Consider the following 24,567-nt stretch of genomic DNA (forward strand, 5'->3'; position numbering starts at 1 on the left):
TTCGAATCCTGCTTCAACTCGCCGCCCAGGCTACTCGTACTCAATCGTGCTTGCTCCTGAACCGGCCGACGCCCGGATTCACACGTGCGCTGACGGGCACCATGTGCTTGGCCATCCGCCCAAAGCCACCGCGCACGCCTCTCACGAGCCGCGGCAATGCCCAGCCGGCACACAACAGGAACGCGATGATCAGGACGAGGCACAGCAACGGCACGAACAACGCGAGGGTGATACCGAGCAACGCGCCGAAATCCTCGGTCGCCGATGCCACCCAGTTCGACACCGGTTCCGGCGATAAATTGATGAGTGCCCGCGTGCCGGCTTTCGCCAAATGCGCGGCACCCGCGAGCGTACCGCCGGCGAGCGCGGCCACGGTCAGAAGTGCCGGATCGGCGTGGCCGAACGCGCCGACGGCCAGCACCGCGCCGGCCGGAATGCGAATAAAGGTGTGGATGGCATCCCAGAGGGAGTCGAAGGCGGGGATTTTATCGGCGAAAAACTCGACCACGGCGAGCGCTGCCGCCACGCCGATCACCCACGGAGAACCCAGCACCGCGAGGGTGTCGGGTAGGTGAACCAGTCCCATGCGCTCGAACAGCCCCGCGACGAACACCGTCAGGTACAGTCGCAGCCCGCTGGCCCACGAAAGACCCGCTGCCAGCGAAAGTGCTTCAAGCATGACCGTCTCCTTGCGCGCTGCTCGCCCCGCGCCCGAGCGCCGGGCAGATTCCGGCGCATCTGGCTACGAATGCCTGACCCGCCGCTCAAGCTGCCCGGCGACGGGCTGGGGATAAATGGATACGGCCCGGTATTGACCCGGCCCACCTTATTCTGGCGCTGTCCGGATTCATGCGGCCAAATCATGCGGCCAAGCTCAGGCTGCCGAATCCGGTGAATTTTTCAAGACAACTGAAAGTCATTATAGCCACGCGCAGCGTGTTGATGCATTGCGACATATAACGACGTGTTCAGCATCCAACGCTCCTGATTCAGCCCTTAATCGGGAAACCACATCACAGGCAGCGTTGAACTCCGTCTTGTACTATTTAACGGTCATTTTTGCGATCCCTTTAATGCTCCGCGACGGACCGCGACAAAAAGCCGCCGCAGTGCGCTAGACCATCGGATTCAATGCCCAGACGACAATTTCAATCCGATCAGTCCAACCACGATCAGTGCAGCACTCGCGACTCGCGCAACCGTCAGCGCTTCGCCCAGCATGACAATCCCGAACACAAACGCCCCGATCGCGCCGATACCCGTCCACACGGCGTAAGCCGTACCCAGCGGCAACTGGCGCATCGCCAGCGCCAGCAACGCGAAGCTGCCAACCGCTGTGACCAGCGTGAACACCGACGGCCAGAGCCGTGTGAAACCTTCGGAGGTTTTAAGACCCGCGGCCCATGCCACTTCAAGCAGGCCGGCGATCAGCAATAGAAACCAAGACACAAGAAACTCCCGTCGAAAAACGGGGCCGTCCCCGATATGACTGACGCGCGCAGGGTCGTCCTTGCGGCATGTAATAGAAGTGTAATTATAGCGGTTGTGCAAAACAGTCGCTCGCGGGCCACGGCATCCAGCGGCATTCGAGCCGGTTTCAGCACTCGGGTCAGCCCTCGGGTCAGCCCTGTTACACCGCTTTGCGTGCTGCCATATAAGAAATATCAAAAGCTGAAATAACCCGCGGCCGCCTCGCTGACATCACCTTTATGCGCTGCGCCAATCCGTTCGAGCAGTGAATCCTTCCTCGAATGGCGCCGAGAAATAAAAACGTCCTTTCACCCAAACCTGCTTTAATCTAAAGCAGTACGCAGCGGTCGATGCGTGAAACACCGCCGCGACAGGCGCGCCACAATGCTGTATCTGGCGTCATGACGTGGCTGGCGCGCCGCTGAATCAACCCATTTGAAACTTCTCGCGCGGAGTGTTCATGGAGTTCGATGCCGTTTTGCTATCCCGCTTCCAGTTTGCCTGGGTGATTGCGTTTCACATCCTGTTGCCGGCGTTCACTGTCGGGTTATCGTGTTTTATCGCAACCCTTGAATTGCTCTGGTGGATAAGCAAACGGGACGTGTACAGGCGGCTTTCCGCGTTCTGGCTGAAGATATTCGCGGTTTCATTCGGCATGGGCGTGGTGTCGGGGATCGTGATGCCGTTCCAGTTCGGCACCAACTGGAGCCGGTTCACCGATGCCACCGCCAGCGTGATCGGCCCGCTAATGGGCTACGAGGTGCTGACCGCGTTCTTTCTCGAGGCCGCGTTTCTCGGCGTCCTGCTCTTTGGGCGCAAGCTGGTACCGCAATGGGCCCATGTATTGGCAGCGGTTTTCGTCGCATCCGGAACGGTCATTTCGTCGTTCTGGATTCTCGCGGTGAATAGCTGGATGCAGACACCGGCGGGCTACAAGATCCTTCCCGACGGCCGCTTCGAAGTAACAAGTTTCTTCGATGCCATCTTTACGCCCTCCTTCCCTTACCGCCTCGGCCATACGGTCAGCGCCTTCCTGGTCACGGCCGCGTTCGTGATTCTCGGCGTCGGCGCGCTTTATTTGCGGCAGGGTCGCGCGCTCGAGGAAAGCCGCGTGATGACCAAGATGGCGCTGATCTTTCTCGTGATCATGGTGCCGGTGCAGATGGTTATCGGCGATGCACATGGACTGAACACACTTGAACATCAGCCTGCCAAGGTTGCCGCGATGGAAGGTCTGTGGAACACCGGGTCGCGCGTGCCCGCCGCTATTTTCGCGATTCCCGACCAGGCCAACGAGCGCAACGATTTCGAAATTTCTATTCCCGTGCTCGGCAGTATCTACCTCACGCACGATCCGAATGGCACTGTGCGTGGCCTGAAGGACTTCCCGCGTGAGGACAGGCCGAACGTGGCGGTGGTGTTCTTCGCGTTCCGGATCATGGTCGGTATCGCGTTGCTGATGTTCGCGCTGGTGCTCTCGGGCATCGTACTGTTCGCCCGCGGCAAGCTCGAGACCAGTGTGCGCTGGCTGCGTTGCGCCACGTACGGCATGCCGCTCGGGTTTATCGCCGTGCTGGCGGGATGGACGACGACCGAAGCCGGCCGCCAGCCCTGGACCGTGTATGGACTGATGCGCACCCGCGACTCGGTCACGCCGTCGCTGACAGCCGGCGATGTCGGGCTTTCGTGGTTGCTCTATGTGCTCGCCTATATCGTCATCTTCGGCTCGGGATTCATCCTGCTGCGACGCCTCGTGCGGATCGGCCCGGCCGACGAACACGTCGATACCGACCACGCCCTCCTGCAACCCGAAACGCGCGCGGCGCGGCCGTTATCGGCGGCATCGGCCAATGCATCGCCTGGCGCATCGGCTAACGCATCGGGCCGCGCAAGTGCGGTCAAACCCGTCGGCCCGGACGACGTCGTTCCCCCTTCCAGGAGATCATGATGCTCGACCTCGTACCGATGTGGGCCGCCATCCTGGCGCTCGCGGTATTCATGTACGTGCTGCTCGACGGTTTCGATCTCGGCGTGGGCATGGTGTTCCTGCTGCGCCGGGACCCCGTTGAACGCCAGTTGATGATCAACTCCGTCGCCCCGGTCTGGGACTTCAACGAAACCTGGCTGATCCTTGGCGGCGGCGGCTTGCTCGCGGTCTTTCCGCTTGCGTTCGCGATCATCGTGCCGGCGGTTTATTTTCCGATCCTGCTGATGCTGCTCGGCTTGATCTTTCGCGGCGTGGCGTTTGAATTTCGCGAAGTGGTTGGCGCGCGCAAGTGGATCTGGGACGGCGCGTTCGGTTACGGCTCGCTGATCGCAACGTTCTCGCAAGGCGTTGTACTCGGCATGTTCATGCAGGGCTTTCCCATTCACGGACGCGTGTTTGCCGGCACGAGCTGGGACTGGTTTGCGCCTTTTCCGCTCCTGACAGGTGTCGGGCTGATCTTCGGCTACGCGCTGCAGGGCACGACCTGGCTTGTACTTAAAACGGAAGGCGAGTTGCAGGAATGGGCACGTGGCATGGCGAAGAAAGTGCTGTTCGGCGTAGTCGCGTTTATCTTGCTGATCAGTATCTGGACACCGCTGAAGGACGCGCGCATATCGGCACGCTGGTTCAGCTTCCCGAATAGCTTCGTGTTCGCGCCGGTACCGGTGCTGACGGTGCTGCTGATCTGGACGTTATGGTCGGCGCTGGAGAAACGCCGCGAAGTGGTGCCGTTCATGTGCTCGATCGGGTTGTTCTTCCTGGCCTTCACCGGTCTTGTGATCAGCCTTTGGCCTTTCATCGCGCCGCCGTCGGTGACGTTGTGGGATGCGTCCACGACGCCGCTTTCGCAGCAGTTCTTGTTGATCGGGACGATGTTCCTGCTGCCCGTTATCGTGCTTTATGTGGTGTGGTCGTATTGGGTATTTCGCGGCAAGGTGCGCGGCGACATGGGATATCACATGTAGGTCGATTCCGCTCGCTTCCAGCCCGCAGTGTCCAGACAATTCGTGCAATTTTATTGGCCATAGCGACAGCGGTTACGTTGTGATTGCGCCACTTTATCAACTCATGCACCCAGCCTTGCTGTACGCCCTTGCTTCATGATGAAAAGATCACCGAGCGGGGTGCAATGAACCAGCAACGTTCGCAAATAAGGATCACCGCGCTGACTTGGTGATACCAAACAGATTCGACTTTCCTCCACTGGAGTATTGGTTGGGAACCAGGCCTAACCGTGCCGCCAGTTGTCGACCATTCTGAAAGTGCTTCGCATAGCTGATGATTGCGACCAGCGCCGTAGCGGTGACGGCCGCATACCCGGTATCTTCTCCGCCTTGAAGGACAGATCATTCCGGCGTTGCCAGGTCTTGATCTCGGCCTCAATCTCGTTCACCTGCCGGTAGAGCGCCTTGAGATGATCCATCAGGTGCAGCAACTGCTGCCGGAGCAATCCGGGCAATTCGTTGGATGGGTCTTCGATGATCTCTGATACGCGCTCGGCGAGATGCGCGATGCCTTGCGGAATGACGAGACGTGAGTATCCGGGCCATGACCCGGATACTCACGTCTCGTCGCCGCAGGCGGCGATCTCTAGGCGATCTCTAGGCGCTCTTCAGGTGGAGTCGCTGGTATGACGTTTCTTCGGGCATTGCGACACCCTATATGAGATAGGTGTTGCACTTCGCTTTTGACGTCTCTCCTATAAGACAAATCCCAAAACAAATAAACTTTATTTCTGGAAATATTCAATCTATTTACGTATCGTAGCCCCGTGATATTTACAGGGCGAAAACAAGTAAGTATCACGAAATAAAATATCAACTAGTCAGTTGATCTCTATTTGCGGCATAAGGACCCGCAGAAATCCCTTTGTTGGAAGTACCGGACAGTCGATCGATGACGCAAATCGGCTTGACGACGTAGCGCTGAATACCCGTTATTCGTTCAGCCCCCCTGAACTCGTATTGGAGTAAAAATGTTTTCTAAAAATTTGAGATTTTCATTAGTCGTACTGATAGCTACAGCAATCGGAGGTGCGAGCACAATCGCCTCGGCAGATCTTATCTCGGCCGCGGACCTCAATGCCAAAACAGATCAATTGATACTGCACACAACGCTCCCCGATTTTATGGCTGCGAGGGCGGCCAATCTTCTTGCTCCTGCACTTGACTGGTCTAGCGATGCATGTTCGTACTCGGCGGACCAACCGTTTAATTACAGCTTTGTGAACGCTTGCCTTCGGCACGACTTCGCCTATAGGAACTATAAGAAGCAGAACCGCTTCACCGATCAAGCTCGGTTAGCACTTGACGGCGTCTTTTCCTATGACCTTTCTGCAATCTGCGCAACAGAGACCAAGTCGACTCCGGAACTTCAATCTTGCTCGGTTCTCTCTACGGCATACGTGGCCGGTGTACGATTAGCAGGCGGCTTCCGCTAACGACGGTACGGCCAAAGTTTGACAGTTGAACGGACGGTGCTGGTCGCTCTACTGCACCGTCCTGCGCTTCTGCAATGACCCACCTATCAATGTTGGTTAACGAGTAACCGGGCGTGGTTCACAGGTCATCGGCACGGCACCCAACGTGTAGGATATCTGCCGATGTCCGTTATTAGCGCTAGCAATGTCCACGGGACCGCCAATGACGCCCGTTAATGGTGTTACCGCGGGTGTTATCGCGGGTGTTACCGCGGGTGTTATCGCGGGTGTTATCGCGGGTGTTATCGCGGCCGCCAGAGGTCGCGCCGTTCGCATTTTGCACGGTAGCAGTCAATCGCTCGAAGCGCTCCAGCGAAGTTCGCGTCATTTAATGGCAGACTTGAAGAAATACGGGAGGAGGTGACGCGCGTCGTCCGCTCCGATATCGATTATTCAATCGAAAGCGTCCCGGAGTTGGCAGAACTAGACCTGCGGCACCAGCATGGTGAACGCGCAGCCCGTCACAAAGTCTGGGCGGCGGCCTTCTCCAAAATCCTGCACCACTTGTGCGCCTCGCGCCGGTCCTGCATCGGCAGGTTCCAGCGCGGCTGCGTCGTATCCTTCACGTTCAGCGCGACTTGCCAGGCGCCCGGCGTGGCCGCCCCCGCAGCCTCCATCCGCGCTCCATGCAGGTCCGCAAAAATATACATGCCGACCTGGCCGCCTACCCTCACCTCGCACAATCGCTTGGCCGCCGCGAGCCGCACGCCGCCCCAATCCCGCTTGAGTTCGTGCGTCCAGTCGCCATCGTGGACATTCGGGGCGACCTCCTTCCACCGCAGCCAGAAATACACCGCAATGCTCACCACCACCAGCACCGCGAACATCGCAGCGCCAATCGCAACACTCACACCGTACGCCGCCGATAACACGTGAAACGACCAGACCGCACCGTAGATCACGGCAACCAGGACAACGAGCGCAACAATAATCGGCATCGATCAAAACCTTACAGGGCTGGTTATGTTATTGGGTCTTGTGCTTCTCGTTCCAGTCTTTCAGCGCCTGCAGCGTGTTTGCCACATGCTTGTCCGGCGACAGGCTCGTATATTCATAGATCACGGTACCGTCCGGCGCGATCACGTATGACACGCGATTAGCCATGGAACTGACCAGCGGCATGGTGGCATCGTATTGCTTGATGATCTTCGCATCGCCGTCGGCGGCGACCGGGAATTTACTCCGGCACTCGCTCACCGAAAACTTCTTCAAGGTGTCAATGTTGTCGTGCGACACACCAATCACCGTGGCGCCCAGGGCTTTGTATTCATCGACGGCATCAGCAAACTCATGCGCCTCGATCGTGCAACCCTTCGTGAACGCAGCCGGATAGAAGTACAGGACCACGGGCCCCTTCTTCAACTCGTCGGCGAGCGAGTACTCATAGACATTGCCGCCAAGCGACGCCTGCGCGGTGAACACCGGCGCGTGATCGCCGGGCTTTAGCGTTGCATAAGCCACCAGCGCATACACGGCAAGCGCTGCGCCCAGCGACACTCCCAGCATTCTCCCAGCAAACTTTCGCTTCATGAGACTCCTCTATTTGCGTGATACGCGCACATCTGGACAAACGGAACAACTCATTAACGCAGCAAACACGATCCCTACTCCACCCGATGCGCACCGAACCACGTGGCCGCCTCGAACTGCAGCTCGGCAAGCACAGCCGGGGTCAACACCTTGAAATCCACGCTTGAACCGATGCTCGAATCCAGCTCCGGCGCATCGCCTCTTTCCGCCGCCTGCGAGAGTCGCAACAGCGCACCGAGTGGACCTTGGCCATCGACGATCGCAGCGCACATTTCTTTCGATAACTTCAGCAAATCCATGATCTCGACCGGCGGCAAATCCACCACCACATGCACGAGCGAAAAGATGCCGGTCATGAAGGCGGCATCGGCGAATTCCTCACTCGATGGCCGCATGGCGCGCGCCGTCAGTTCCATGAAACGCGCGCGTGTCCCGACCAATTGCACCAGCGGGTCCGAACGCCACGGCAAGTGGCGGCCGTCCGCATAGAGCAGCAGCTGGGTCCAGCGCGAAATCTGCCGGGTACCGGTCGCGGCAATGGCCTCGCGCAACGACGACACCGGCCGGCTCAATTTGAACGCGCTTGAATTGGCCAGCCGCAGCAACTGCACGACCACGTTTGGATTGAGCTTTAACTCGGCCTCGAGTTCACTGAAATCAGGCTCGCCAGACAGCACGCCCAGAAGACGTAACAATGCCGTGCGCGACGGATTCGAGCGGCGCGTGACAAGCACTTGCGGACGGGCGAAGAAGTAACCCTGGAAGAGGTCGAAGCCGAGCTTGCGGGCTTCTTCAAAGTCCTGGTGCGTTTCGATCTTTTCCGCGATCAGCGTCTTGCCATGTTGCTTGAGCGTTGCCGCGAGTCCAGGCAGATCGGCGCGCCGGCTGGCAAGGAAGTCGACCTTCACGTAATCCACGTAAGGCAACGCTTCGTGCAGGGGTTCCGTGAGCGACACGACGTCGTCTAGTGCGAACTGGAAGCCAGCCGCGCGCAACTGGGCGCAGCGCTTGAAAAGCTTGGCGTCGAAGGTGACGGTTTCCAGAATCTCGAGCACGAAACGCTCGGGCGGCATGATGTGGACAATGTCGTCGAACAGCAGGTCGCGGTTCATGTTCACGAAGCCGCGGTGATCGCCAAGCACCGCCGACAAACCGATCTCGCCGACCGTTCGCGCGACAACGTGGGCAGTGGCCTGCACGTCGTCGAAAATGCGCGCACGGTTATCCGGACTGTCGCGAAAAAGCAGTTCGTATGCATGCAGCGCACCGTTGCGATCGATGATCGGCTGGCGGCCGAGATAGACACTTTCCGGCTCGCGAAGAACGGGCGCGGCAAGCTTTGCCTCGCCCTTGGGCGCCGCCGCGGGACTGTCCGCGGCGTTGTGCGCAGCGCGCCGGGTCAAGTTCCGATCAACCGGCGGCATGAATGGACCTGCTGAGTTGATGCGAAACCGCGGGCTCAATGCAATGGGCGGCCGTCACCCAGACCTCGCACGACACAATGCGTGCGCTCGGCGCGTTCAATACGCCTGGCTTCAGGGCCGGCTCCGGCAATCGGCTTGGGGACGCGATCATGGCGTGCAGCAATGGAACGGGGTTGACTGAATGGCAACCAGACAGCGGTTAGCTCAAACGATTGGCCTGAGAGGTTGGCTTAAGGGCTAGCACAAGGGTTTAACTTACAAACCAGTGCTCAGATAGCGGCCAGACGATAGCGCAACACCACTTTCGACGGACCAACTGACCGGTTCACGATTTGTAACTATCAAGCCGCACTCTACCCCAAATCGTGATGTCGACAAATTGCGTGAAACCCGCCGGGGCCGTGGCTCTCGGGCGCTACGCTATTCCTCTAAAGAATTTCGGGGCATAACCGTTAACTTGCAAAGAACGCGTCCGAGTCGCGGTTACCGGATATTGCGCTGGCTCACGCCCGCATCGACGGAACATCGACAGCCGATGCGCGATGCAGCGCGCTTGGCCGGACAGCGAGCGCCGCGCCCCTACCGGCCCGGCGCGCAATCAGACAGGCTATAAACCGAAACATGCCAGTAAAACGGATCACCGCCCAGCGCTTGAATGCATGGATCGCCCTAGCCGGCCAAACCAGCGTCGCCGTGCGCGCGACTGTCAGGACGTTGATCGCGACCACGTTGCCCAACTGCATCGTCAGGTTCGCTACAGTGGAAGCAACGCCTGCGCCCGTGCTGGCTACGGGTAGTCACGACTCTCTGCCGCTCACCCACCCAGGATCGATATCGCACAGTGCTCGGGGGACCAAAACGGGACGGCCCGTCCCAGCTTCGGCTTCGCCCGCGCCGCTTCACCTGTTGCATCCGGCTGCGGTGAATGAGCCTGAGCGCGCGCCAAGCGTCGCCACGGAAGCCACCCTCGCCGCGGTCGATTTCGTGGCGCAAGTGGATGCGTCGCTGCGGTTTTGCTATGTATCGGCGGGGAGCATCGAGTTCCTGGGTTATCACCGCGACTACCTGAGCTCGCTCACGTTGCACGAACTGGTGCCTTCGCATGAAATCGATGAACTCGACGCGCTTGTCGCGCGCGCGCAACAAAGCGGCAAGTTGGAGACCGCGACGCTGCATCTGCTGAAATCCTTGACCACGCCGATCCTCGTCGAACTGCGGATCGTCGCAACGCACACGCCGGATCTGCCCGGCTTCGCGCTCGCCGCTTTTGAGGTTTCGCAGTGGCGCGACCGCGAAGCTGCCCTACGGCACGCGCTGAATCATGATTCACTGACCGGACTCGAGAACCTGACAGCGCTGAAAAGCGCGCTCGATGCCGCCCAGGCCGAGGCCATTCACACGCACACGCATGCGGCGTTGCTGCTGGTGGATATCGACGACTTCCAGCGCATCAATCGCGCACTCGGCTACGACGCTGGCGACGACATGCTGCGCGAGACGGCTCGCCGCATCCAGCATGCAGCACGCGCCGGCGAGCGTGTGACGCGCGTGGCAAGCGACGAATTCGCCGTGCTGTTCTCGGCCGGCACCTCGGCTGAAGCGGCCACGGCGGCCGAGGATGTCGCGCGGCGGGTGTTGAGCGCGATCGCACAGCCTTACCGGTACCGCGGACAACATACGCATTTGTCGGCGAGCATAGGCGCCGCCATCTTTCCCGACGAAATCGAGCAAGATAGCAGCAGCCTGCTGCGCATGGCCGACCACGCACTGGCGCAGGCGAAGACCTCGGGCGGCAATATTGTCGTGTTCCACGTTCCCGACGACGACCCCCGCAACGCCGAGCGCCTGAACCTGGAAGCCGATCTTTACGAAGGCGTGCGCAACGGCGAGTTTTCGCTGCACTTCCAGCCAATCACGCAAAGCCGCGGCGGCGGCGTGGTCGGCGTCGAAGCGCTGATCCGCTGGCAGCATCCGGTGCACGGCCTCGTTCCCCCGACAGCTTTCATTCCGCTCGCGGAATCGATCGGCTTGATCAACTATCTTGGCAACTGGGTGCTCAAGGCCGCGTGCATGCAATTGGTGCAGTGGGACAGCGAAGGCTTCGTGCTGGACTACGTCTCGGTAAACGTCTCGCCGCAGCAATTCCGCGACAAGCGTTTCACGCAAAATGTGAAAGAGGCGCTGCAACTGACCGGCCTCGATCCGAGCCGGCTCGTGTTCGAAATCACGGAAAGCCTGCTGATGCATGATCCGGAAGAAGCTACCCGCCTGCTCGAAACGCTGGCGGCGCTTGGCATTGCGTTCGCCGTCGACGACTTCGGCACCGGCTATTCCAGCCTGTCCTACCTGCAGCGCTTCCCGCTGTCGAAGCTGAAGATCGATCGCAGCTTCATCGAAAACCTGCTGACCTCGCGCAACAACCAGGCAATTGTGGCCGCGGTCGTGGGCCTGGCAAAATCGCTGGGGCTCGAACTCGTGGCGGAAGGCGTGGAAACACAGGCGCAGCGCGAACTGTTGATCGAGATGGGCTGTGACCAGATCCAGGGATGGCTGATCAGCAAAGCCCTTCCCGCCGGCGACCTGATGCGTTGCTTTCAGGATAAAACGCTCTTTCTCCAGGCGCCTTTATAAGATACCGTCACGTTTTTGTGTCGGCGCAGGCCAAGGACGGGCGCTATTGCAGCGTTTCATTGATGGTCTGCTGTAAAGCTTCCGTGTGAGCGCGCCGTTATAGGGTTTATGCAGAATTTGTGCGGGCTTTTTTCCGCGCATTACACTTCGACCCAGGTTGACGATTCAAGCCGTTCCGGGCACCCGGTCCGGAACGTGTAAGGCATTCACACAATCGCATGGCAAGCAATTCCAAAGCCGAATTACTGGACAAGCTGTGGGGGCGCATGAGCGAGCGCGGAGACTTTCCGATGCTCTCCCAGGCTCTCCGCACTACTGTGTCCGCAATGAGCGACGACGACCTGGACTTTACCGCCCTGGTCCAGGTCGTTCTGTCCGACTTCGGCCTCACGCAGAAGGTGTTGCGCCTCGCCAACTCCGCGATGTACATCTCGTTCGGCGGCAACATCACCACCGTGACGCGCGCGCTGATGGTGCTCGGCATGGACGCGGTCGGCCATCTTGTGGTCGGGCTGAAACTGGTCGATCACTTTCATCAAAGTGCGCCACGGCGCATTGACGCCAAGCTCGAACTGAATCGCACGCTGCTCTCAGGCACCGTTGCGCGGCAAGTGACCGAGCACAGTGAGTTCCGCGCGTCGGAAGAGGCGGTCGTCTGCACGCTGATGCGTCAGATTGGCAAGCTGCTGGTGGCGTTCTATCTCGAGACCGAGTGGGATCAGTTGCGCCGCAAGGCCACGGCCGAGCAGATCAGCGACAGCCTCGCATGCAGCATGTTGCTCGGCGTCACCTTCGAGGAAATCGGCATGGAAGCCGCGGACCGCTGGCGCCTGCCGGAGACCATCCGCACCGGCATGCTGACCCGCGACCCGCTCGCCCCGATCGATGAAACAACGCCGCGCCATGTGCGCTGGCTGCAGGCCGTCACCAACTACTCCACCGAAGTTGCCGATGCCCTCACCGCGCAGCATGTCGACGAGACGCATCGTGAGTCGTCGCTGGTGGACATCGCGAACCGCTACAGCCGCGTGTTGCTGACCGACGCTTCCACGCTCGCCGCGATGAGTCTCGCGCTCGCGAACGAGGACTCGAACGACGGCGTGATGCGGGAGATCGTGGAACTGCGCGCGGACGCCGATGCCATCGCGCGCGCGGGGTTATCGGCGGAAGCGCGGATTGCTGCGGGGCTTGAGGACTTGCGCTCGCTGCCGTCAAAGAACGCGCTGAGCGCCGTGCTTGCGCTGGCGTCGGAAGCGGTGCTCGCCGGGCTCGCGTTTTCACGCACGGTGGTGTTCGTGCGCCAATCCAACAACGAGTTCCACGCGCGGCTCGGACTTGGGGCGGGTGTGGAGAGCCTGTTGCCGTCGCTGACGTTTCCCGCCGCGTTCGAGCCTGATGTGTTCCACCTGGCGATCTCGAACCCGGTCGGGATCTTTATCGAGAATGCTCGCGATCCACGGATCGAAGCCCGCTTGCCGCGCTGGTTCAAACCATCATTCGGCGACGCCCACGCGTTCGTCCTGCTACCCGTGAAGGCGAACGGGTCGACCGTCGCCATGCTTTATGGCGACTGGACGCAAGCGCAGAACGTACGCAAGATCACGCAGCCGGAAATGGCCGCGCTGAATGAACTCATGCGGGAACTGAGTCGTTTTTTTTCTAATGCGGACTGGAAGGAAGTGGAGTTGCTTTAGCGTTTTCGTGCTTCAACGGGTGCGTAGCCGGTTCGTGACCCCAAGGTCACGAACCGGCTACGGGACCGCGAGTTGCGGGTCCCGACGCTCGTTCTCACTCACGCCAGAGTATGGCCACCGCCTGATCGCCGTACTCCACGATGTACCCGCCATGCTCGCGCTGCCATTCACGCGCGGCGCCAGCACCTGCAAACCACACCTTCTCGTAGTCGCCGAAAGCGCCCGCATCGAATCGGTATCGATCGATAACGGCCGGTTCTCGCGTATCAAGCACCGGCTTGCAAGCGTCCCAGCCGACATGACCCAACTCCACCGCCAGCATGTTCAATATGTGCTTGAGCTGAACCTCAGTGCGCGTTTTGTGCAGCTGCGCGAGCGTCTCGGCGCGGGTTACGCCCGCTGCGAGCAGGCGGCGCACGACGGGCATCGCCGTGCTCGTATTGTCCGCGTGAGCGCGACGAAGCAGCCGGCGCGCGTGGCGTCGAAGAAATTCGGTATTGGTGAGATCGGAATTGGCAAAGCTGGGACAGGATGTTGACCACATGACGTTTCTCCTTGTTGCGCCGTTCTCGCTGCGGCTAAAGGTTTAACGTTGCGGTTTATCCAGATGAAGAGATAACGCGTGACAGGTGTTTTCACTTTCGCGAGACCGGGCGCCCTGCCGCGCCCGTCGCGAATTCTAGAACAAAGGCTTGCGGTTCAGCAAGCCTGCATTCGTCGATTGGCATGCATACCGCGTTACGTCACGCCAGCTGAAACTTGCCAACCAGTTGTTTCAACGCATGCGCCTGATCGTCCAGCGACTGCGCCGCGGCCGCCGCTTGCTCGACCAGCGCCGCGTTCTGCTGCGTGCCCGCGTCCATTTGCGTCACGGCGAGATTGATTTCCTCGATGCCGCTGCTCTGCTCCGCCGACGCCGCGGAAATCTCACCCATGATGTCCGTCACCCGCTTGACCGCCTTTACGACCTCTTCCATGGTCGCGCCGGCTTCGTGAGCGAAGGTCGAGCCATCGGAAACACGCGCCACCGATGCGTGGATCAAGCCCTTGATTTCCTTCGCCGCCGCCGACGACCGTTGCGCGAGGTTCCGCACTTCCCCGGCGACGACCGCGAAGCCACGCCCCTCTTCGCCGGCCCGTGCCGCTTCAACCGCTGCATTGAGCGCGAGGATGTTCGTCTGGAACGCGATGCCTTCGATCACCCCGATGATGTCGCCAATACTCTTCGCGCTTGCATTGATCTGCTCCATCGTCGCCACCACGCGCCCGACCACCACGCCGCCCTTCTCAGCAATCTCGGATGCGTTGTGAGCCAGCGAACTCGCCTGCTTCGCGTTCTCGGCGTTCTGGCGTACGGTGGACGTCAACTCCTCCATGCTCGACGCCGTCTTTTCCAGCGCGACGGCCTGTTGCTCCGTACGCTGCGACAAGTCCACGTTGCCCTGCGAGATTTCGCCGGACGCCGAGGCGATCGCCTCGGCGCTGGCCGCGATTTCGCCGACCGTCGTCGATAAATCCTTCTGCATGCCGGAAAGCGCGTGCAGCATGCTGGTGTTGTCGCGTTTGGCGATCGAGATGAGGTTCGACAGGTCGCCCGCCGCGATCCTCCTCGCAATTTCCATTGCATAGACTGGTTCGCCACCGAGCTGCTTCGCGAGCCGCCGCACGACCCATTCGCTTACCGCGAACGCCAGCACGATCAGCACGAGCGTCAACAGGGCGACCATCACAAACGATTCGTGATAGATGGACGCCGCCGAGTCGATAGTCGCCTTGGCTGCCGCGCCACGCTGTTCAATGAGCGTATTCACGAGCTTTTCCAGCTTGGCTGTTGCCACCAGCAGCGAGACGTCCATGATTCCGACCTGCCAGTTCATCTGCGACAGGTCGAGCGGTTGTTCCTTCACCAGTTTGACGAAGGCGCGCAGGTCGGTGCTCCATGCGCCAACGGCCGTCGCCAGGCGCTTCTGGTCGCCCGTGGGGTCCGCGTAGCTTTGCAGGTTACGTTGCTCGCGGCCGATATCGGCGAGCGCATGTTCGACGTCCGCGCCGAGTTCGTCGCGCTCCTTCGCGGTGGTCGCGGTGAGCAGCATCTTTTGCGAGCGGCTCGCGCGCAGCACGGCGCTGCGCAGTTCTTCAACGTTCCGGCTGGCGACATACCCCTCGCGATAAATTGATTCCGTCGAACCGTTGAGACGGCTGATCTGCGTCAGCGCGATGACGCCAATCACCAACGAGCCAACCAGCAGCAACGCGAACGCGAGACGCAGCGACGCCTTGACAGACAACGAATGGCGGCTCGTGCCGGCGATCTTGGCCATCGCCCGGGCGGCGGCCTTGGCGCCGCCGTCGGGAATAAATTGAGCGCCAGGATTACCCCGCAGCGAAAAAGGTTTCATCTATTGAATTCCCCAGTTTTGATTGGCATCGCACGGCCTGCTTCTTGGGCGGGGCGCACGGCTACATCAATGGTCTACGGCGAAAAACGGCGCTTCTTTAGACGAGTTTCCCCCGCCCGTCGCAAACTTATGTCTGTCTCACCAAAAGCGGGCGTGCGCGCGCCAGGCGGGGGCAAACTGCTGTCCGTTTCGCGACAAACTTTGGCCGGACAATGCGTAGAGGACACATTAAAATTATTGCCAGACGGCGCATCCTTGCATTTCTGACGCGCTTCTGACCGACCACGAAATACGACGAGAGACAACTTCCAGCCATCATCATGCAGACAAGTATCGATAAAGGCGCGCTCGGCGCCGCACCCGCCTTGAGCCCTGCCGTTTCGCGCACAGCCTTCTCCGTGCTCGGCGCGATCAGTTTTGCGCATTTGCTCAACGACATGATTCAGTCGCTGATCCTTGCCATCTACCCGATGTTCAAAAGCGAGTTTTCGTTGTCGTTCGGGCAGATCGGCTTGATTACGCTGACTTACCAGATCACGGCGTCGCTGCTGCAGCCGCTGGTCGGCTTATATACCGACAAACATCCGAAACCGTATTCGCTGCCGGTCGGCATGGGTTTTACGCTGTGCGGCTTGCTGCTGATGTCGATGGCCGGAAGCTTTCCGGTATTGCTGGTAGCCGCGGCCCTCGTCGGGTGCGGATCGTCAATTTTCCATCCCGAGTCTTCGCGAGTGGCGCGCATGGCATCGGGCGGGCGCCACGGGCTTGCGCAGTCGGTGTTCCAGGTCGGCGGCAATGCGGGCAGTTCCCTCGGGCCTCTTCTGGCCGCATTGGTCGTGATGCCGCATGGGCAACGCAGCATTGCGTGGTTCTCGGCGGCGGCACTCCTCGCCATCGTCGTGCTGGCAAACATTGGCCGCTGGTACCAACGTCACCCGGCGGTGAAGAAGGCACGTGCCTCGGCCGCGGTGTCGGCATTGCCGCGCAATAAAGTCATGCTCGCCATGACGGTCCTGATGCTGCTCGTATTTTCTAAATACTTCTATCTGGCGAGCATCAGCAGCTACTTCACGTTTTACCTGATCAGCAAGTTTCATTTGCCGGTGGAAACCGCGCAGGTGCACTTGTTCTGGTTCCTCGCGGCAGTGGCGGTGGGTACGATCGTGGGCGGTCCCGTAGGCGACAGGATCGGCCGTAAGGTTGTCATCTGGGTGTCCATCCTGGGCGTTGCGCCGTTCACCCTGATGCTGCCGTTTGCAAACCTGTTCTGGACCGGCGTGTTGTCAGTGGTGATCGGACTGATTCTGGCTTCCGCGTTCTCGGCCATTCTGGTTTATGCAACCGAGCTGATTCCCGGCAAGGTCGGCATGGTAGCGGGATTGTTTTTCGGCTTTGCTTTCGGCATGGGCGGCATCGGCGCGGCAGTGCTTGGCCATCTGGCTGACGCGACGAGCATCGATTATGTCTATAAGGTTTGTTCGTTCCTGCCGCTGATCGGAATCCTGACGATCCTGCTGCCAAATACCCGGGATGCGAAGGAAAAAACGGTGACGGCTAAAGCGTGATGATCACGGTCATGTGAGCAGAACACACATACGACCGACGAACAGACAACTCTAAAACGAGTTTTCGTGTCGACGTTCCAGGCGCCCCACAAGGTTGTCACTTGACAACCTTGTGGGGCGCCTCCAATATGGGGCTTACGATGACTCGATCACAGCATCAGAAGAAGGAAATTGAAGAAGCATTGCAGCACGCGCAAACGCATGGCTGGCGCGTCGAACAAGGAGGAAGCCATGCGTGGGGACGGATTTATTGCCCCTACAACGCAGCCGAGTGCCGCTGCGGCGAATTCTGTATTACCAGTGTGTGGAGTACGCCGAAGAATGCGGTGAATCATGCGCGAGCCATCAAGCGCGTGGTCGACAACTGCACGTTTCAGTCAGACAAAGTTTCCGGACAATCAACGGTCTCAAGCAAGGCAACGCCATGGAATACACGTTCACATTGAAGTACCGGTTATCGGAAAGCGACTGCGATCACGAAGCGTTGATCGGACGTCTCGGTGCCGCAGGATGCGACGACGCGTTGATCGGCGTGGGTCAGCCAGGCCGGATTGCACTGGCATTTACGCGGGAAGCAGACAGCGCGCAAACGGCATTGATGAGCGCCTTGAAGGATGTCAAGTCGGCTGTTCCGTCGGCCGCGCTCGTTGAAGCGTCACCGGATTTTGTCGGCCTGACCGACGTCGCCGACGCAATCGGCGTAACGCGGCAGAACATGCGCAAGTTAATGCTCGCGAACGCGGATACCTTTCCATCGCCGGTGCACGAGGGCAGCACCGCAATATGGCATCTGGCGGAAGTCATGGACTGGCTCAAGGCCAAAGGCACCTACCAGCTTGAGCAGGCGGTTCACGAAATCGCGGAGACAACCATGCAAGTCAATCTCACGAAAGAGGCGCAGCGGCTTACGCCCCGGGCGGAGCGTGAGTTGCGCACTTTGGTGAAGTAAAAAAAGATCGGTTACTGCCGCGCCAAGGCCTCTTTCACCTGCACCAGCGCCCCTGCATCTTCGATCATTGGAAGATCGCCGGGGTCGCGCCCTTCGGCCAACGCAGCAATCGCACGCCGTAGTACCTTTCCCGAACGAGTCTTCGGCAGCATGGCCACGAAGTGGACTCTGGCGGGACGGGCGATCGCACCCAAATGCGCATCCACGCTCCGACAAAGTTCGGCTTCAAGCGCTTCGCGCACGCCCTCGGCTTCCAATGCCCGAGCATCACGTAATACGACGAAGGCCAGTGCAACTTGTCCTTTTACCGAATCGGCCACGCCCACCACCGCCACCTCAGCCACGGCCACGTGAGTGCTTAACGCCTCTTCTATCTCACGCGTACCCAGCCGATGCCCTGCCACGTTGATCACGTCGTCGGTGCGTCCCAGAATGGTGACGTAACCCTCTTCGTCGGTCACGCCCCAGTCGAAGGTCGAATACAGGTGCTGCCCCGGCACGCTTTCCCAGTACGTCTTGATGAAGCGCGAATCGTCGCCCCATACCGTCTGCATGCAACCCGGCGGCAACGGATAATCGAGCGTGATCACGCCCTTCTCACCCGGCGCACAGATTTCACCCGTCGCCTCGTTTCGCACAGTCAATGCAAAGCCCATCGACGGTACACCCGGCGATCCGAGCTTCGGCGGCAAAGCTTCAATACCGCGAGGAATCGCGATCATCGGCCAGCCAGTTTCGGTCTGCCAATAGTTATCGATCACCGGCTTTTTCAGCGCGCCCTGAATCCACTGTGCCGTGGGTTCGTCCAGCGGTTCGCCCGCCAGGAACAACGTGCGCAGACTCGATAAATCCGCCTGCTCCATCAGCTTCGGGTCCTGCTTCTTGAGCACGCGCAACGCGGTCGGCGCGGTGAACATCAGGTTGACCTTGTGCTGCTCGATGATCCGCCACCAGATGCCGCCATCAGGGCGGATCGGCGTGCCTTCGTACATGAGCGTTGTCAGGCCGGCAATCAGCGGCGCATAGATGATGTAGCTGTGCCCGACCACCCAGCCCACGTCCGACGCGGTCCACATGGTGTCGCCAGGCTTGCCCTGGAAGATATGTTCCATCGATGCCGCCATCGCCACCGCGTACCCGCCCACGTCACGTTGCACGCCCTTTGGCTTGCCGGTCGTCCCAGACGTGTAGAGCACATAAGAGGGCTCGTTCGATTCAAGCCAGACACACGGGACATGGGCGTCGAAGAACTGTTCACGCAACGGCTCGTAGGAAACGAGATACGGCGCCTGCAATCTTTGCGGCGCGAGCTGGCGGTCGATCAACAGTACCTTCGGCACCTTATGCGTGGCGCGTGCCAGCGCTTCGTCCACGAGTGGCGTGTAATCGATCACCTTGCCCGCCCGCGCACCGGCGTCGGCGGTGACGATCAGCACGGGCGTGGCGTCATCAATGCGCGCCGCCAGGCTCGGGGCTGCGAAGCCGCCGAACACGACCGAATGAACTGCGCCGAGCCGCGCGCAGGCCAGCATCGCAAACAGGGCTTCCGGAATCATCGGCAAATAGATCAGGACACGCTCGCCCTGTTTCACGCCGAGCGAGCGCATGACCGCGGCCATGCGGTTCACTTCGGCATGCAGCTCGGCGTAGGTGTAGCGCCGCTCGATGCCCGTTTCCGTCGATACATACACCAGCGCATTTTGCTGAGCGCGGGCGGCGAGATGCCGGTCGACGGCGTTGTAGCAGAGATTGGTCTTGCCGCCGACAAACCAGCGCGCGAACGGTGGATTACTGCGATCAAGCACCTGCTCGAACGGCGTTTCCCAATGGATGCGCCGCGCCTGTTCGCCCCAGAAAGATTCCGGATCTTCGATCGAACGGCGATGAGCTTCACGATAAGTCGGCATTCGAACCCCTGTCTGAACCCTGTCCGGTAGCGGAACGCCACGCCTGGATCAGCTCCAGGCGCGGGCGAATTGCTCCTGAGCATAGTTCAGGCCGTGGTGCGCTGCTAGAGAGGGACGGCCCTGAGTCGTCCGCCGGGAGACCGCTTCTGCAACGTCGCCGGTCATCGTTCAAACAAAGGCCGCGATGCGCTGCTACGGCATCTGCAAGCGTGGTTTATCGGTTGATCGGGATTTTTCCAGATCGCTTGCCGAATGCTTGAGCAGCACCGGCGCGAGTTCGCCGGCCACCCGCATGCTGGACACCACGACCATTCGCACGCCGCTGCCCTGCGTTGCGTCGCGCACGGCTTCCCGCGTCGACGCCCGCGCTTCTATCCTCGGCTCGATCACAATAAACCCGCGGCAAAAAAGGGCGAGCGTTTCACGGTGGGAACGCAGCCACGCGCTGCGGAGGTGCTTGTCGTCGGCGGTTTCATCGGCGTCATGTTCCGACACGATCACAAACGGCGTCTTCAACGATAACAACCGCTGCATCTCGGCGCCCCAGCCGAACGCATAGCCCGGCTGCACTGCGCGTCGACGCAAGCGCACGAGCGGGAAGCGGCCGGCATCGTGCATGCGCTGGTCGGGAATATTGAACGCGTCGGACGCGTCTATCACGGCGGCGGGACTGACGGACGTGGCCAAGGGTGATGGGGTAGCAATCACAGCGGTCTCGTACTCCAGAAATTCATGGCTAATGCAAGGTTGGTGACTATCGGACGACGTGAAAACCGGGGTTGCCGGGGCTGCGTGGCGATACCGCTGGTGGGCTGCGTTGCTTCGGCTAGCCATGCGCGGCGCGTGGTCTCGATCATCCGTGCGGCGCTCGCGGAGATTGCGCGCTGTGCCCGGCTGGAGTCGGGCGTCGTTTCGGTCATGTGGACCTCCTGTCGTCGCGAACATTGTAATTGCGAATCATTCGCAATTACAAGAGCGATTTTTGAGGAGCGAGTCAGGAGGAGAGGCAGGTTATGTAGCGGAACTGGAGGCGGCAGCGGGAGAAAGATGGCACTCACCCGCCCCACCGCGGCGATATTCGCGTATGAGGATGCAGCGCTTTAGCGTGCATTCCGGCGCACGGGAGGAGGCGCCGCCGCGCCCATAGGCGAAAGTCTAGAGCGTCGCGAAAGCGGCGTTCAGGAAGGAAGCAGTACGTCGTCCTTGGAATCCCACGCGGACAAAAACCGCCGCAAGATCCCCGATGAATAGGTCCCGCCCAGCGCGTGCAGGAATTCAAGGAAGGACTCAGGCGCGTCGGAATCGGCAGTATCCGAGACCGTGCGCACAACCGCGCATGCAACACCGTGCTCGAAACACACTTGCGCGAGCGCCGCGCCCTCCATCTCGACGGCCAGCGCATCGGGCAACGCTGCGCGCAGCGCATCCACCTCGTCGTGACTGGAAACAAACCGGTCGCCGCTCACGATCAGCCCACGATGCAACTGCGGCGGGTGAACGCCAAACCGCGCCTCTAACGCAGCGTGGTCATCGGCGAGAAAGGCTCCGCATGCGTCTGCCAGCGCCGCATTCAGCGTGGCATCGCCGGGAAAGCGCGCCATGCCCAGCAACGGCACTTCAAAGCGCGGAAATAACGGCGACGCGTCGATATCGTGCTGCATCAGTATTTCGCCGATCACGATGTCGCCCACGCGGACGTCTTTCCGGACGCCGCCGGCCACGCCGGTGAACACGATATCAGTCACGCCGAACACGTGGATCAACGCGCTCGCGGTCGCGGCCGCAGCCACCTTTCCGACGCGCGCGAGCGTCACCACGCACGGCACCCCATGTGCGATGCCGACGTGGTACTCGCGCCGGCCGATGATTTGCGTACGCACGTCACCGCCCGCGTGCATCGATTCGATCAGGTCGCCCAGTTCCTGCGGCAACGCGGCCATGATGCCGAGACGGCTCACGCTCGCAGTCATTCCACCGCCTGCAGTTTCGCCACCGCCAGCGCGAGCCACTTCTCGCCGTGGCGCTTGAAGCGGACTTGAGCACGGGCATCGGCGCCCGCTCCTTCAAGCCCGATCACCGTGCCTTCGCCAAACTTGTTGTGAAACACGGCTTGACCGACCTTGAAACCGGTATCGGCGGCGCGCTGGCTGTTGGCAAAAGCCGGCAATGGCTTGCCGGCATCGGGATCGGCGTATGCAGCGCGTTCCTTGTCGGGCCGTGCGAACCAGTCGCGGCCCCAGCCGGCGTTATCCGACCGGCCGCCCCAGCGCGCGCCCGCCTCGACCTTCGGTGTCAGCCACTTGAGCGAGCCTTCCGGGAGTTCATCGAAGAAACGGGAACGAATGTTGTAGCGCGTCTGGCCATGCAACATCCGGCTCTGTGCAAACGACAGATACAGCCGCTCCTTCGCCCGCGTGATCGCTACGTAGGCCAGCCGGCGTTCCTCTTCGAGTCCGTCACTTTCCTGCGCGCTGTTCTCGTGCGGGAATAGGCCCTCCTCCAAGCCCGTGATGAAAACCGCCATGAATTCAAGGCCCTTGGCGGCGTGTACCGTCATCAGTTGCACGGCGTCCTGACCGGCTTGCGCCTGGTTATCGCCGGCTTCGAGCGATGCGTGCGAGAGGAACCCGGCCAGCGGCGTCATGGTGTCGGGATTTTGGGCAGGATCGGCGGGGCTCTCCGGGTCGAGCACGTCGACGGACGGATCATCGGTCGCCAAGCCGATTTCCGGCGCGTTCGTCGCGCCCGGACGAAGCGGAATGGAGCGCGCGGGGGTATCGAGCCCGTAGCCCTCCTCCTGCACGAACGCCGCTGCGGCGTTCACCACTTCCTGCAAGTTCTCCAGCCGGTCCTGACCTTCGCGCTCGTTCTCGTAATGCGTGGCGAGACCGCTTGCGCGAACCACGTATTCCACGGTTTCGGGCAGGCTCATCTGCTGCGTTTCGGCCCGCATCTTGGCGATCAGTTGCGCAAACGCGCCGATGCTCGAACCCGCCTTGCCCATCACATAGGGAACAGCGGCAGCCATCGAACAGTTGTAGAGGCGCGCGGCATCGGCCAGTTGCTCGATCGACCTTGCGCCGATCCCGCGTGTCGGAAAATTCACGACGCGAGCGAACGCGGTGTCGTCGTTCGGGTTGTCAATCAGGCGCAGATACGCCAGCGCGTGCTTCACTTCCTGGCGCTCGAAGAACCGCAAGCCGCCATACACACGGTACGCAATGCCCGCGTTCACCAGCGTGTGTTCAATGGTCCGCGACTGCGCGTTGCTTCTATACAGGATGGCGATTTCGCCGCGCGCCGAGCCGGCATGGATCATCGCCTTGATCTCCTCGACGATCCACGCCGCCTCCTGCGTATCGGTCGCGGCCTCGTACACGCGCACGGGTTCGCCGTGACCGGCGTCGGTGCGAAGATTCTTGCCGAGGCGCCGCGAGTTCTTGGCGATCAGGAAGTTGGCGGTATCGAGAATATGACCGTGCGAGCGATAGTTCTGCTCCAGCTTGATCATGTTGCGCACGTGGTACTCACGCTCGAAGTCGTGCATGTTGCCGACGTTCGCGCCACGGAACGCGTAGATGGACTGATCGTCGTCGCCGACCGCGAAGATGGCGTTGTGCTCTCCGGCCAGCATCTTCAGCCACGCGTATTGCAGCTTGTTCGTGTCCTGGAACTCATCGACCAGGATGTTGCGAAAGCGCGCCTGATAGTGCGCGCGCAGGGGCGGATTGTGGGCAAGCAGTTCGTAGCAACGCAGCAGCAGCTCCGGGAAATCGACGACGCCCTCGCGTTGGCATTGCTGCTCGTAGGCCGCGTACAGTTCGACGAACTTCATGTTGAAGGAATCGGTCGCGTCGACGTCTTTTGGGCGCAGGCCTTGTTCCTTGGCGTTGTTGATGAAGTACTGGAGATTTTTAGCCGGATATTTCTCGTCGTCGATATTCAGGCCCTTCATCAGTCGTTTGATCGCCGATAACTGGTCCGATGTATCGAGGATCTGGAACGTCTGCGGCAGGCCCGCGTCGCGAAAATGTGCGCGCAGCATGCGGTTGCACAGGCCGTGGAAGGTGCCGATCCACATGCCGCGGGTGTCGATGGGCATCATCGCGGTCAGGCGCGCCATCATTTCCTTGGCGGCCTTGTTCGTGAAGGTGACGGCAAGAATGGTCGGGGGCGACGCGAATCCCTGCTGGATCAGCCAGGCGATACGCGTGATCAGTACGCGCGTCTTGCCGCTGCCCGCGCCCGCGAGAATAAGCGCCGGCTCGTTCGGCAGCGTGACGGCGGCGAGTTGTTCAGGGTTCAGATTGGCGAGCAGATCGGGCATGAGGGGAGTTTTCCGGTGGGACGGGTATTATAAATCGGAGGGGCGGTGGCCGTTGGCAGTTGGGTTTTGGACGCCCTCGCTCGCCCGGCTTCCCGGCACCCACCCGAACCCGAAGCACAACCCCGAGTGCGAATGAAGAACCTTCGCGCCGGCCCCACCCTGTCTACGCCTTATAATTCCCCGACCCCCGCTTCTTTTACGCATT

General features: G+C 60.6%; 22 protein-coding genes. 8 read left to right on the top strand and 14 right to left on the bottom strand.

Annotated elements, in window-relative coordinates; genetic code table 11:
* Positions 1 to 40: 40 nt before the first annotated feature.
* Both BSU04_RS02490 and sugE read right to left on the bottom strand, forming a co-directional pair.
* Positions 41 to 679, bottom strand: a complete 639-nt coding sequence (locus tag BSU04_RS02490) for a DUF4126 domain-containing protein (protein ID WP_089159103.1) — start codon at positions 677 to 679, stop codon at positions 41 to 43.
* 449 nt (positions 680 to 1,128) lie between these two features.
* Complete coding sequence (gene sugE, locus BSU04_RS02495; RefSeq protein WP_089159104.1) at positions 1,129 to 1,449, bottom strand: quaternary ammonium compound efflux SMR transporter SugE; 321 nt, start codon at positions 1,447 to 1,449, stop codon at positions 1,129 to 1,131.
* A 481-nt stretch (positions 1,450 to 1,930) separates the two neighbouring features.
* On the opposite strand from sugE, the gene BSU04_RS02500 reads away from it, so the two are divergent.
* Together BSU04_RS02500 and cydB are read left to right on the top strand one after the other, a co-directional pair.
* Positions 1,931 to 3,418 (top strand): cytochrome ubiquinol oxidase subunit I, encoded by a 1,488-nt coding sequence (locus BSU04_RS02500; protein WP_089159105.1) that lies wholly within the window; start codon positions 1,931 to 1,933, stop codon positions 3,416 to 3,418.
* Entirely contained in the window at positions 3,415 to 4,422 is a 1,008-nt protein-coding gene (gene cydB / locus BSU04_RS02505; RefSeq protein WP_179258179.1) for a cytochrome d ubiquinol oxidase subunit II, read from the top strand. Before BSU04_RS02500 ends, cydB begins: the two co-directional genes overlap by 4 nt.
* A gap of 192 nt (positions 4,423 to 4,614) precedes the next feature.
* Here cydB and BSU04_RS02510 read toward each other — a convergent pair whose 3' ends face one another.
* The gene (locus BSU04_RS02510; RefSeq protein ID WP_089159232.1) at positions 4,615 to 4,749 is read right to left on the bottom strand and encodes a transposase; all 135 of its coding nucleotides are present in this window, start codon (positions 4,747 to 4,749) and stop codon (positions 4,615 to 4,617) included.
* On the bottom strand, positions 4,686 to 4,907 hold the full coding sequence (locus BSU04_RS48700) for a hypothetical protein (protein ID WP_089159107.1): 222 nt from the start codon (positions 4,905 to 4,907) through the stop codon (positions 4,686 to 4,688). Before BSU04_RS48700 ends, BSU04_RS02510 begins: the two co-directional genes overlap by 64 nt.
* Positions 4,908 to 5,432: 525 nt before the next feature.
* On the opposite strand from BSU04_RS48700, the gene BSU04_RS02520 reads away from it, so the two are divergent.
* Positions 5,433 to 5,897, top strand: coding sequence for a phospholipase (locus tag BSU04_RS02520; RefSeq protein WP_089159108.1), 465 nt, complete (start codon positions 5,433 to 5,435; stop codon positions 5,895 to 5,897).
* Positions 5,898 to 6,397: 500 nt separating this feature from the next.
* Here BSU04_RS02520 and BSU04_RS02525 read toward each other — a convergent pair whose 3' ends face one another.
* From BSU04_RS02525 to BSU04_RS02535, 3 genes are all read right to left on the bottom strand, one after another.
* Positions 6,398 to 6,874, bottom strand: a complete 477-nt coding sequence (locus tag BSU04_RS02525) for a hypothetical protein (protein WP_089159109.1) — start codon at positions 6,872 to 6,874, stop codon at positions 6,398 to 6,400.
* 28 nt (positions 6,875 to 6,902) lie between these two features.
* Positions 6,903 to 7,466 carry a peroxiredoxin gene (locus tag BSU04_RS02530; protein WP_089159110.1) on the bottom strand — a complete coding sequence of 188 codons (564 nt, stop codon included), beginning with the start codon at positions 7,464 to 7,466 and terminating at the stop codon, positions 6,903 to 6,905.
* Between the two features lie 74 nt (positions 7,467 to 7,540).
* On the bottom strand, positions 7,541 to 8,890 hold the full coding sequence (locus tag BSU04_RS02535; protein ID WP_089159111.1) for an EAL and HDOD domain-containing protein: 1,350 nt from the start codon (positions 8,888 to 8,890) through the stop codon (positions 7,541 to 7,543).
* 621 nt (positions 8,891 to 9,511) lie between these two features.
* On the opposite strand from BSU04_RS02535, the gene BSU04_RS02540 reads away from it, so the two are divergent.
* Both BSU04_RS02540 and BSU04_RS02545 read left to right on the top strand, forming a co-directional pair.
* On the top strand, positions 9,512 to 11,521 hold the full coding sequence (locus BSU04_RS02540) for a putative bifunctional diguanylate cyclase/phosphodiesterase (protein WP_089159112.1): 2,010 nt from the start codon (positions 9,512 to 9,514) through the stop codon (positions 11,519 to 11,521).
* A 218-nt stretch (positions 11,522 to 11,739) separates the two neighbouring features.
* Positions 11,740 to 13,215, top strand: coding sequence for an HDOD domain-containing protein (locus BSU04_RS02545; RefSeq protein ID WP_089159113.1), 1,476 nt, complete (start codon positions 11,740 to 11,742; stop codon positions 13,213 to 13,215).
* A gap of 94 nt (positions 13,216 to 13,309) precedes the next feature.
* Here the strand turns inward: BSU04_RS02545 and BSU04_RS02550 are convergent, their stop codons facing one another.
* Both BSU04_RS02550 and BSU04_RS02555 read right to left on the bottom strand, forming a co-directional pair.
* On the bottom strand, positions 13,310 to 13,759 hold the full coding sequence (locus BSU04_RS02550; protein WP_089159114.1) for a hypothetical protein: 450 nt from the start codon (positions 13,757 to 13,759) through the stop codon (positions 13,310 to 13,312).
* A gap of 199 nt (positions 13,760 to 13,958) precedes the next feature.
* Positions 13,959 to 15,614, bottom strand: a complete 1,656-nt coding sequence (locus tag BSU04_RS02555) for a methyl-accepting chemotaxis protein (RefSeq protein ID WP_089159115.1) — start codon at positions 15,612 to 15,614, stop codon at positions 13,959 to 13,961.
* A 320-nt stretch (positions 15,615 to 15,934) separates the two neighbouring features.
* Here BSU04_RS02555 and BSU04_RS02560 point away from each other — a divergent pair, with 320 nt between their 5' ends.
* The 3 genes from BSU04_RS02560 to BSU04_RS02570 all read left to right on the top strand — a co-directional run bounded on the left by BSU04_RS02560 (position 15,935) and on the right by BSU04_RS02570 (position 18,128).
* Positions 15,935 to 17,179, top strand: coding sequence for an MFS transporter (locus BSU04_RS02560; RefSeq protein WP_089159116.1), 1,245 nt, complete (start codon positions 15,935 to 15,937; stop codon positions 17,177 to 17,179).
* A 140-nt stretch (positions 17,180 to 17,319) separates the two neighbouring features.
* Positions 17,320 to 17,625, top strand: a complete 306-nt coding sequence (locus BSU04_RS02565) for a hypothetical protein (RefSeq protein ID WP_256982038.1) — start codon at positions 17,320 to 17,322, stop codon at positions 17,623 to 17,625.
* The gene (locus BSU04_RS02570; protein ID WP_089159117.1) at positions 17,604 to 18,128 is read left to right on the top strand and encodes a helix-turn-helix transcriptional regulator; all 525 of its coding nucleotides are present in this window, start codon (positions 17,604 to 17,606) and stop codon (positions 18,126 to 18,128) included. Before BSU04_RS02565 ends, BSU04_RS02570 begins: the two co-directional genes overlap by 22 nt.
* Positions 18,129 to 18,139: 11 nt before the next feature.
* Here the strand turns inward: BSU04_RS02570 and BSU04_RS02575 are convergent, their stop codons facing one another.
* The 5 genes from BSU04_RS02575 to BSU04_RS02595 form a co-directional block, all read right to left on the bottom strand.
* Complete coding sequence (locus tag BSU04_RS02575) at positions 18,140 to 20,035, bottom strand: propionate--CoA ligase (RefSeq protein WP_089159118.1); 1,896 nt, start codon at positions 20,033 to 20,035, stop codon at positions 18,140 to 18,142.
* A gap of 192 nt (positions 20,036 to 20,227) precedes the next feature.
* A complete protein-coding gene (locus tag BSU04_RS02580) occupies positions 20,228 to 20,743 on the bottom strand; it encodes a hypothetical protein (protein ID WP_256982039.1) in 516 nt (171 codons plus the stop codon).
* Entirely contained in the window at positions 20,740 to 20,955 is a 216-nt protein-coding gene (locus tag BSU04_RS02585) for a hypothetical protein (protein WP_089159119.1), read from the bottom strand. Before BSU04_RS02585 ends, BSU04_RS02580 begins: the two co-directional genes overlap by 4 nt.
* Before the next feature lie 258 nt (positions 20,956 to 21,213).
* Positions 21,214 to 22,005 carry a 5'-methylthioadenosine/adenosylhomocysteine nucleosidase gene (locus tag BSU04_RS02590; RefSeq protein ID WP_089159120.1) on the bottom strand — a complete coding sequence of 264 codons (792 nt, stop codon included), beginning with the start codon at positions 22,003 to 22,005 and terminating at the stop codon, positions 21,214 to 21,216.
* Positions 22,002 to 24,362, bottom strand: a complete 2,361-nt coding sequence (locus tag BSU04_RS02595; protein WP_089159121.1) for a UvrD-helicase domain-containing protein — start codon at positions 24,360 to 24,362, stop codon at positions 22,002 to 22,004. Before BSU04_RS02595 ends, BSU04_RS02590 begins: the two co-directional genes overlap by 4 nt.
* Between the last annotated feature and the right edge of the window lie 205 nt (positions 24,363 to 24,567).

This window comes from Caballeronia sordidicola (assembly GCF_002220365.1).
Lineage (GTDB): Bacteria > Pseudomonadota > Gammaproteobacteria > Burkholderiales > Burkholderiaceae > Caballeronia > Caballeronia sordidicola_C.

What these genes read in the sequence shown, in the direction of transcription:
- BSU04_RS02490 (WP_089159103.1), bottom strand. Translation starts at nt 679, where the DNA reads ATGCTTGAAGCACTTTCGCTGGCAGCGGGTCTTTCGTGGGCCAGCGGG.
- BSU04_RS02500 (WP_089159105.1), top strand. Translation starts at nt 1,931, where the DNA reads ATGGAGTTCGATGCCGTTTTGCTATCCCGCTTCCAGTTTGCCTGGGTG.
- cydB (WP_179258179.1), top strand. Translation starts at nt 3,415, where the DNA reads ATGATGCTCGACCTCGTACCGATGTGGGCCGCCATCCTGGCGCTCGCG.
- BSU04_RS02520 (WP_089159108.1), top strand. Translation starts at nt 5,433, where the DNA reads ATGTTTTCTAAAAATTTGAGATTTTCATTAGTCGTACTGATAGCTACA.
- BSU04_RS02525 (WP_089159109.1), bottom strand. Translation starts at nt 6,874, where the DNA reads ATGCCGATTATTGTTGCGCTCGTTGTCCTGGTTGCCGTGATCTACGGT.
- BSU04_RS02530 (WP_089159110.1), bottom strand. Translation starts at nt 7,466, where the DNA reads ATGAAGCGAAAGTTTGCTGGGAGAATGCTGGGAGTGTCGCTGGGCGCA.
- BSU04_RS02535 (WP_089159111.1), bottom strand. Translation starts at nt 8,890, where the DNA reads ATGCCGCCGGTTGATCGGAACTTGACCCGGCGCGCTGCGCACAACGCC.
- BSU04_RS02540 (WP_089159112.1), top strand. Translation starts at nt 9,512, where the DNA reads ATGCCAGTAAAACGGATCACCGCCCAGCGCTTGAATGCATGGATCGCC.
- BSU04_RS02545 (WP_089159113.1), top strand. Translation starts at nt 11,740, where the DNA reads ATGGCAAGCAATTCCAAAGCCGAATTACTGGACAAGCTGTGGGGGCGC.
- BSU04_RS02550 (WP_089159114.1), bottom strand. Translation starts at nt 13,759, where the DNA reads ATGTGGTCAACATCCTGTCCCAGCTTTGCCAATTCCGATCTCACCAAT.
- BSU04_RS02555 (WP_089159115.1), bottom strand. Translation starts at nt 15,614, where the DNA reads ATGAAACCTTTTTCGCTGCGGGGTAATCCTGGCGCTCAATTTATTCCC.
- BSU04_RS02560 (WP_089159116.1), top strand. Translation starts at nt 15,935, where the DNA reads ATGCAGACAAGTATCGATAAAGGCGCGCTCGGCGCCGCACCCGCCTTG.
- BSU04_RS02565 (WP_256982038.1), top strand. Translation starts at nt 17,320, where the DNA reads ATGACTCGATCACAGCATCAGAAGAAGGAAATTGAAGAAGCATTGCAG.
- BSU04_RS02570 (WP_089159117.1), top strand. Translation starts at nt 17,604, where the DNA reads ATGGAATACACGTTCACATTGAAGTACCGGTTATCGGAAAGCGACTGC.
- BSU04_RS02575 (WP_089159118.1), bottom strand. Translation starts at nt 20,035, where the DNA reads ATGCCGACTTATCGTGAAGCTCATCGCCGTTCGATCGAAGATCCGGAA.
- BSU04_RS02585 (WP_089159119.1), bottom strand. Translation starts at nt 20,955, where the DNA reads ATGACCGAAACGACGCCCGACTCCAGCCGGGCACAGCGCGCAATCTCC.
- BSU04_RS02590 (WP_089159120.1), bottom strand. Translation starts at nt 22,005, where the DNA reads ATGACTGCGAGCGTGAGCCGTCTCGGCATCATGGCCGCGTTGCCGCAG.
- BSU04_RS02595 (WP_089159121.1), bottom strand. Translation starts at nt 24,362, where the DNA reads ATGCCCGATCTGCTCGCCAATCTGAACCCTGAACAACTCGCCGCCGTC.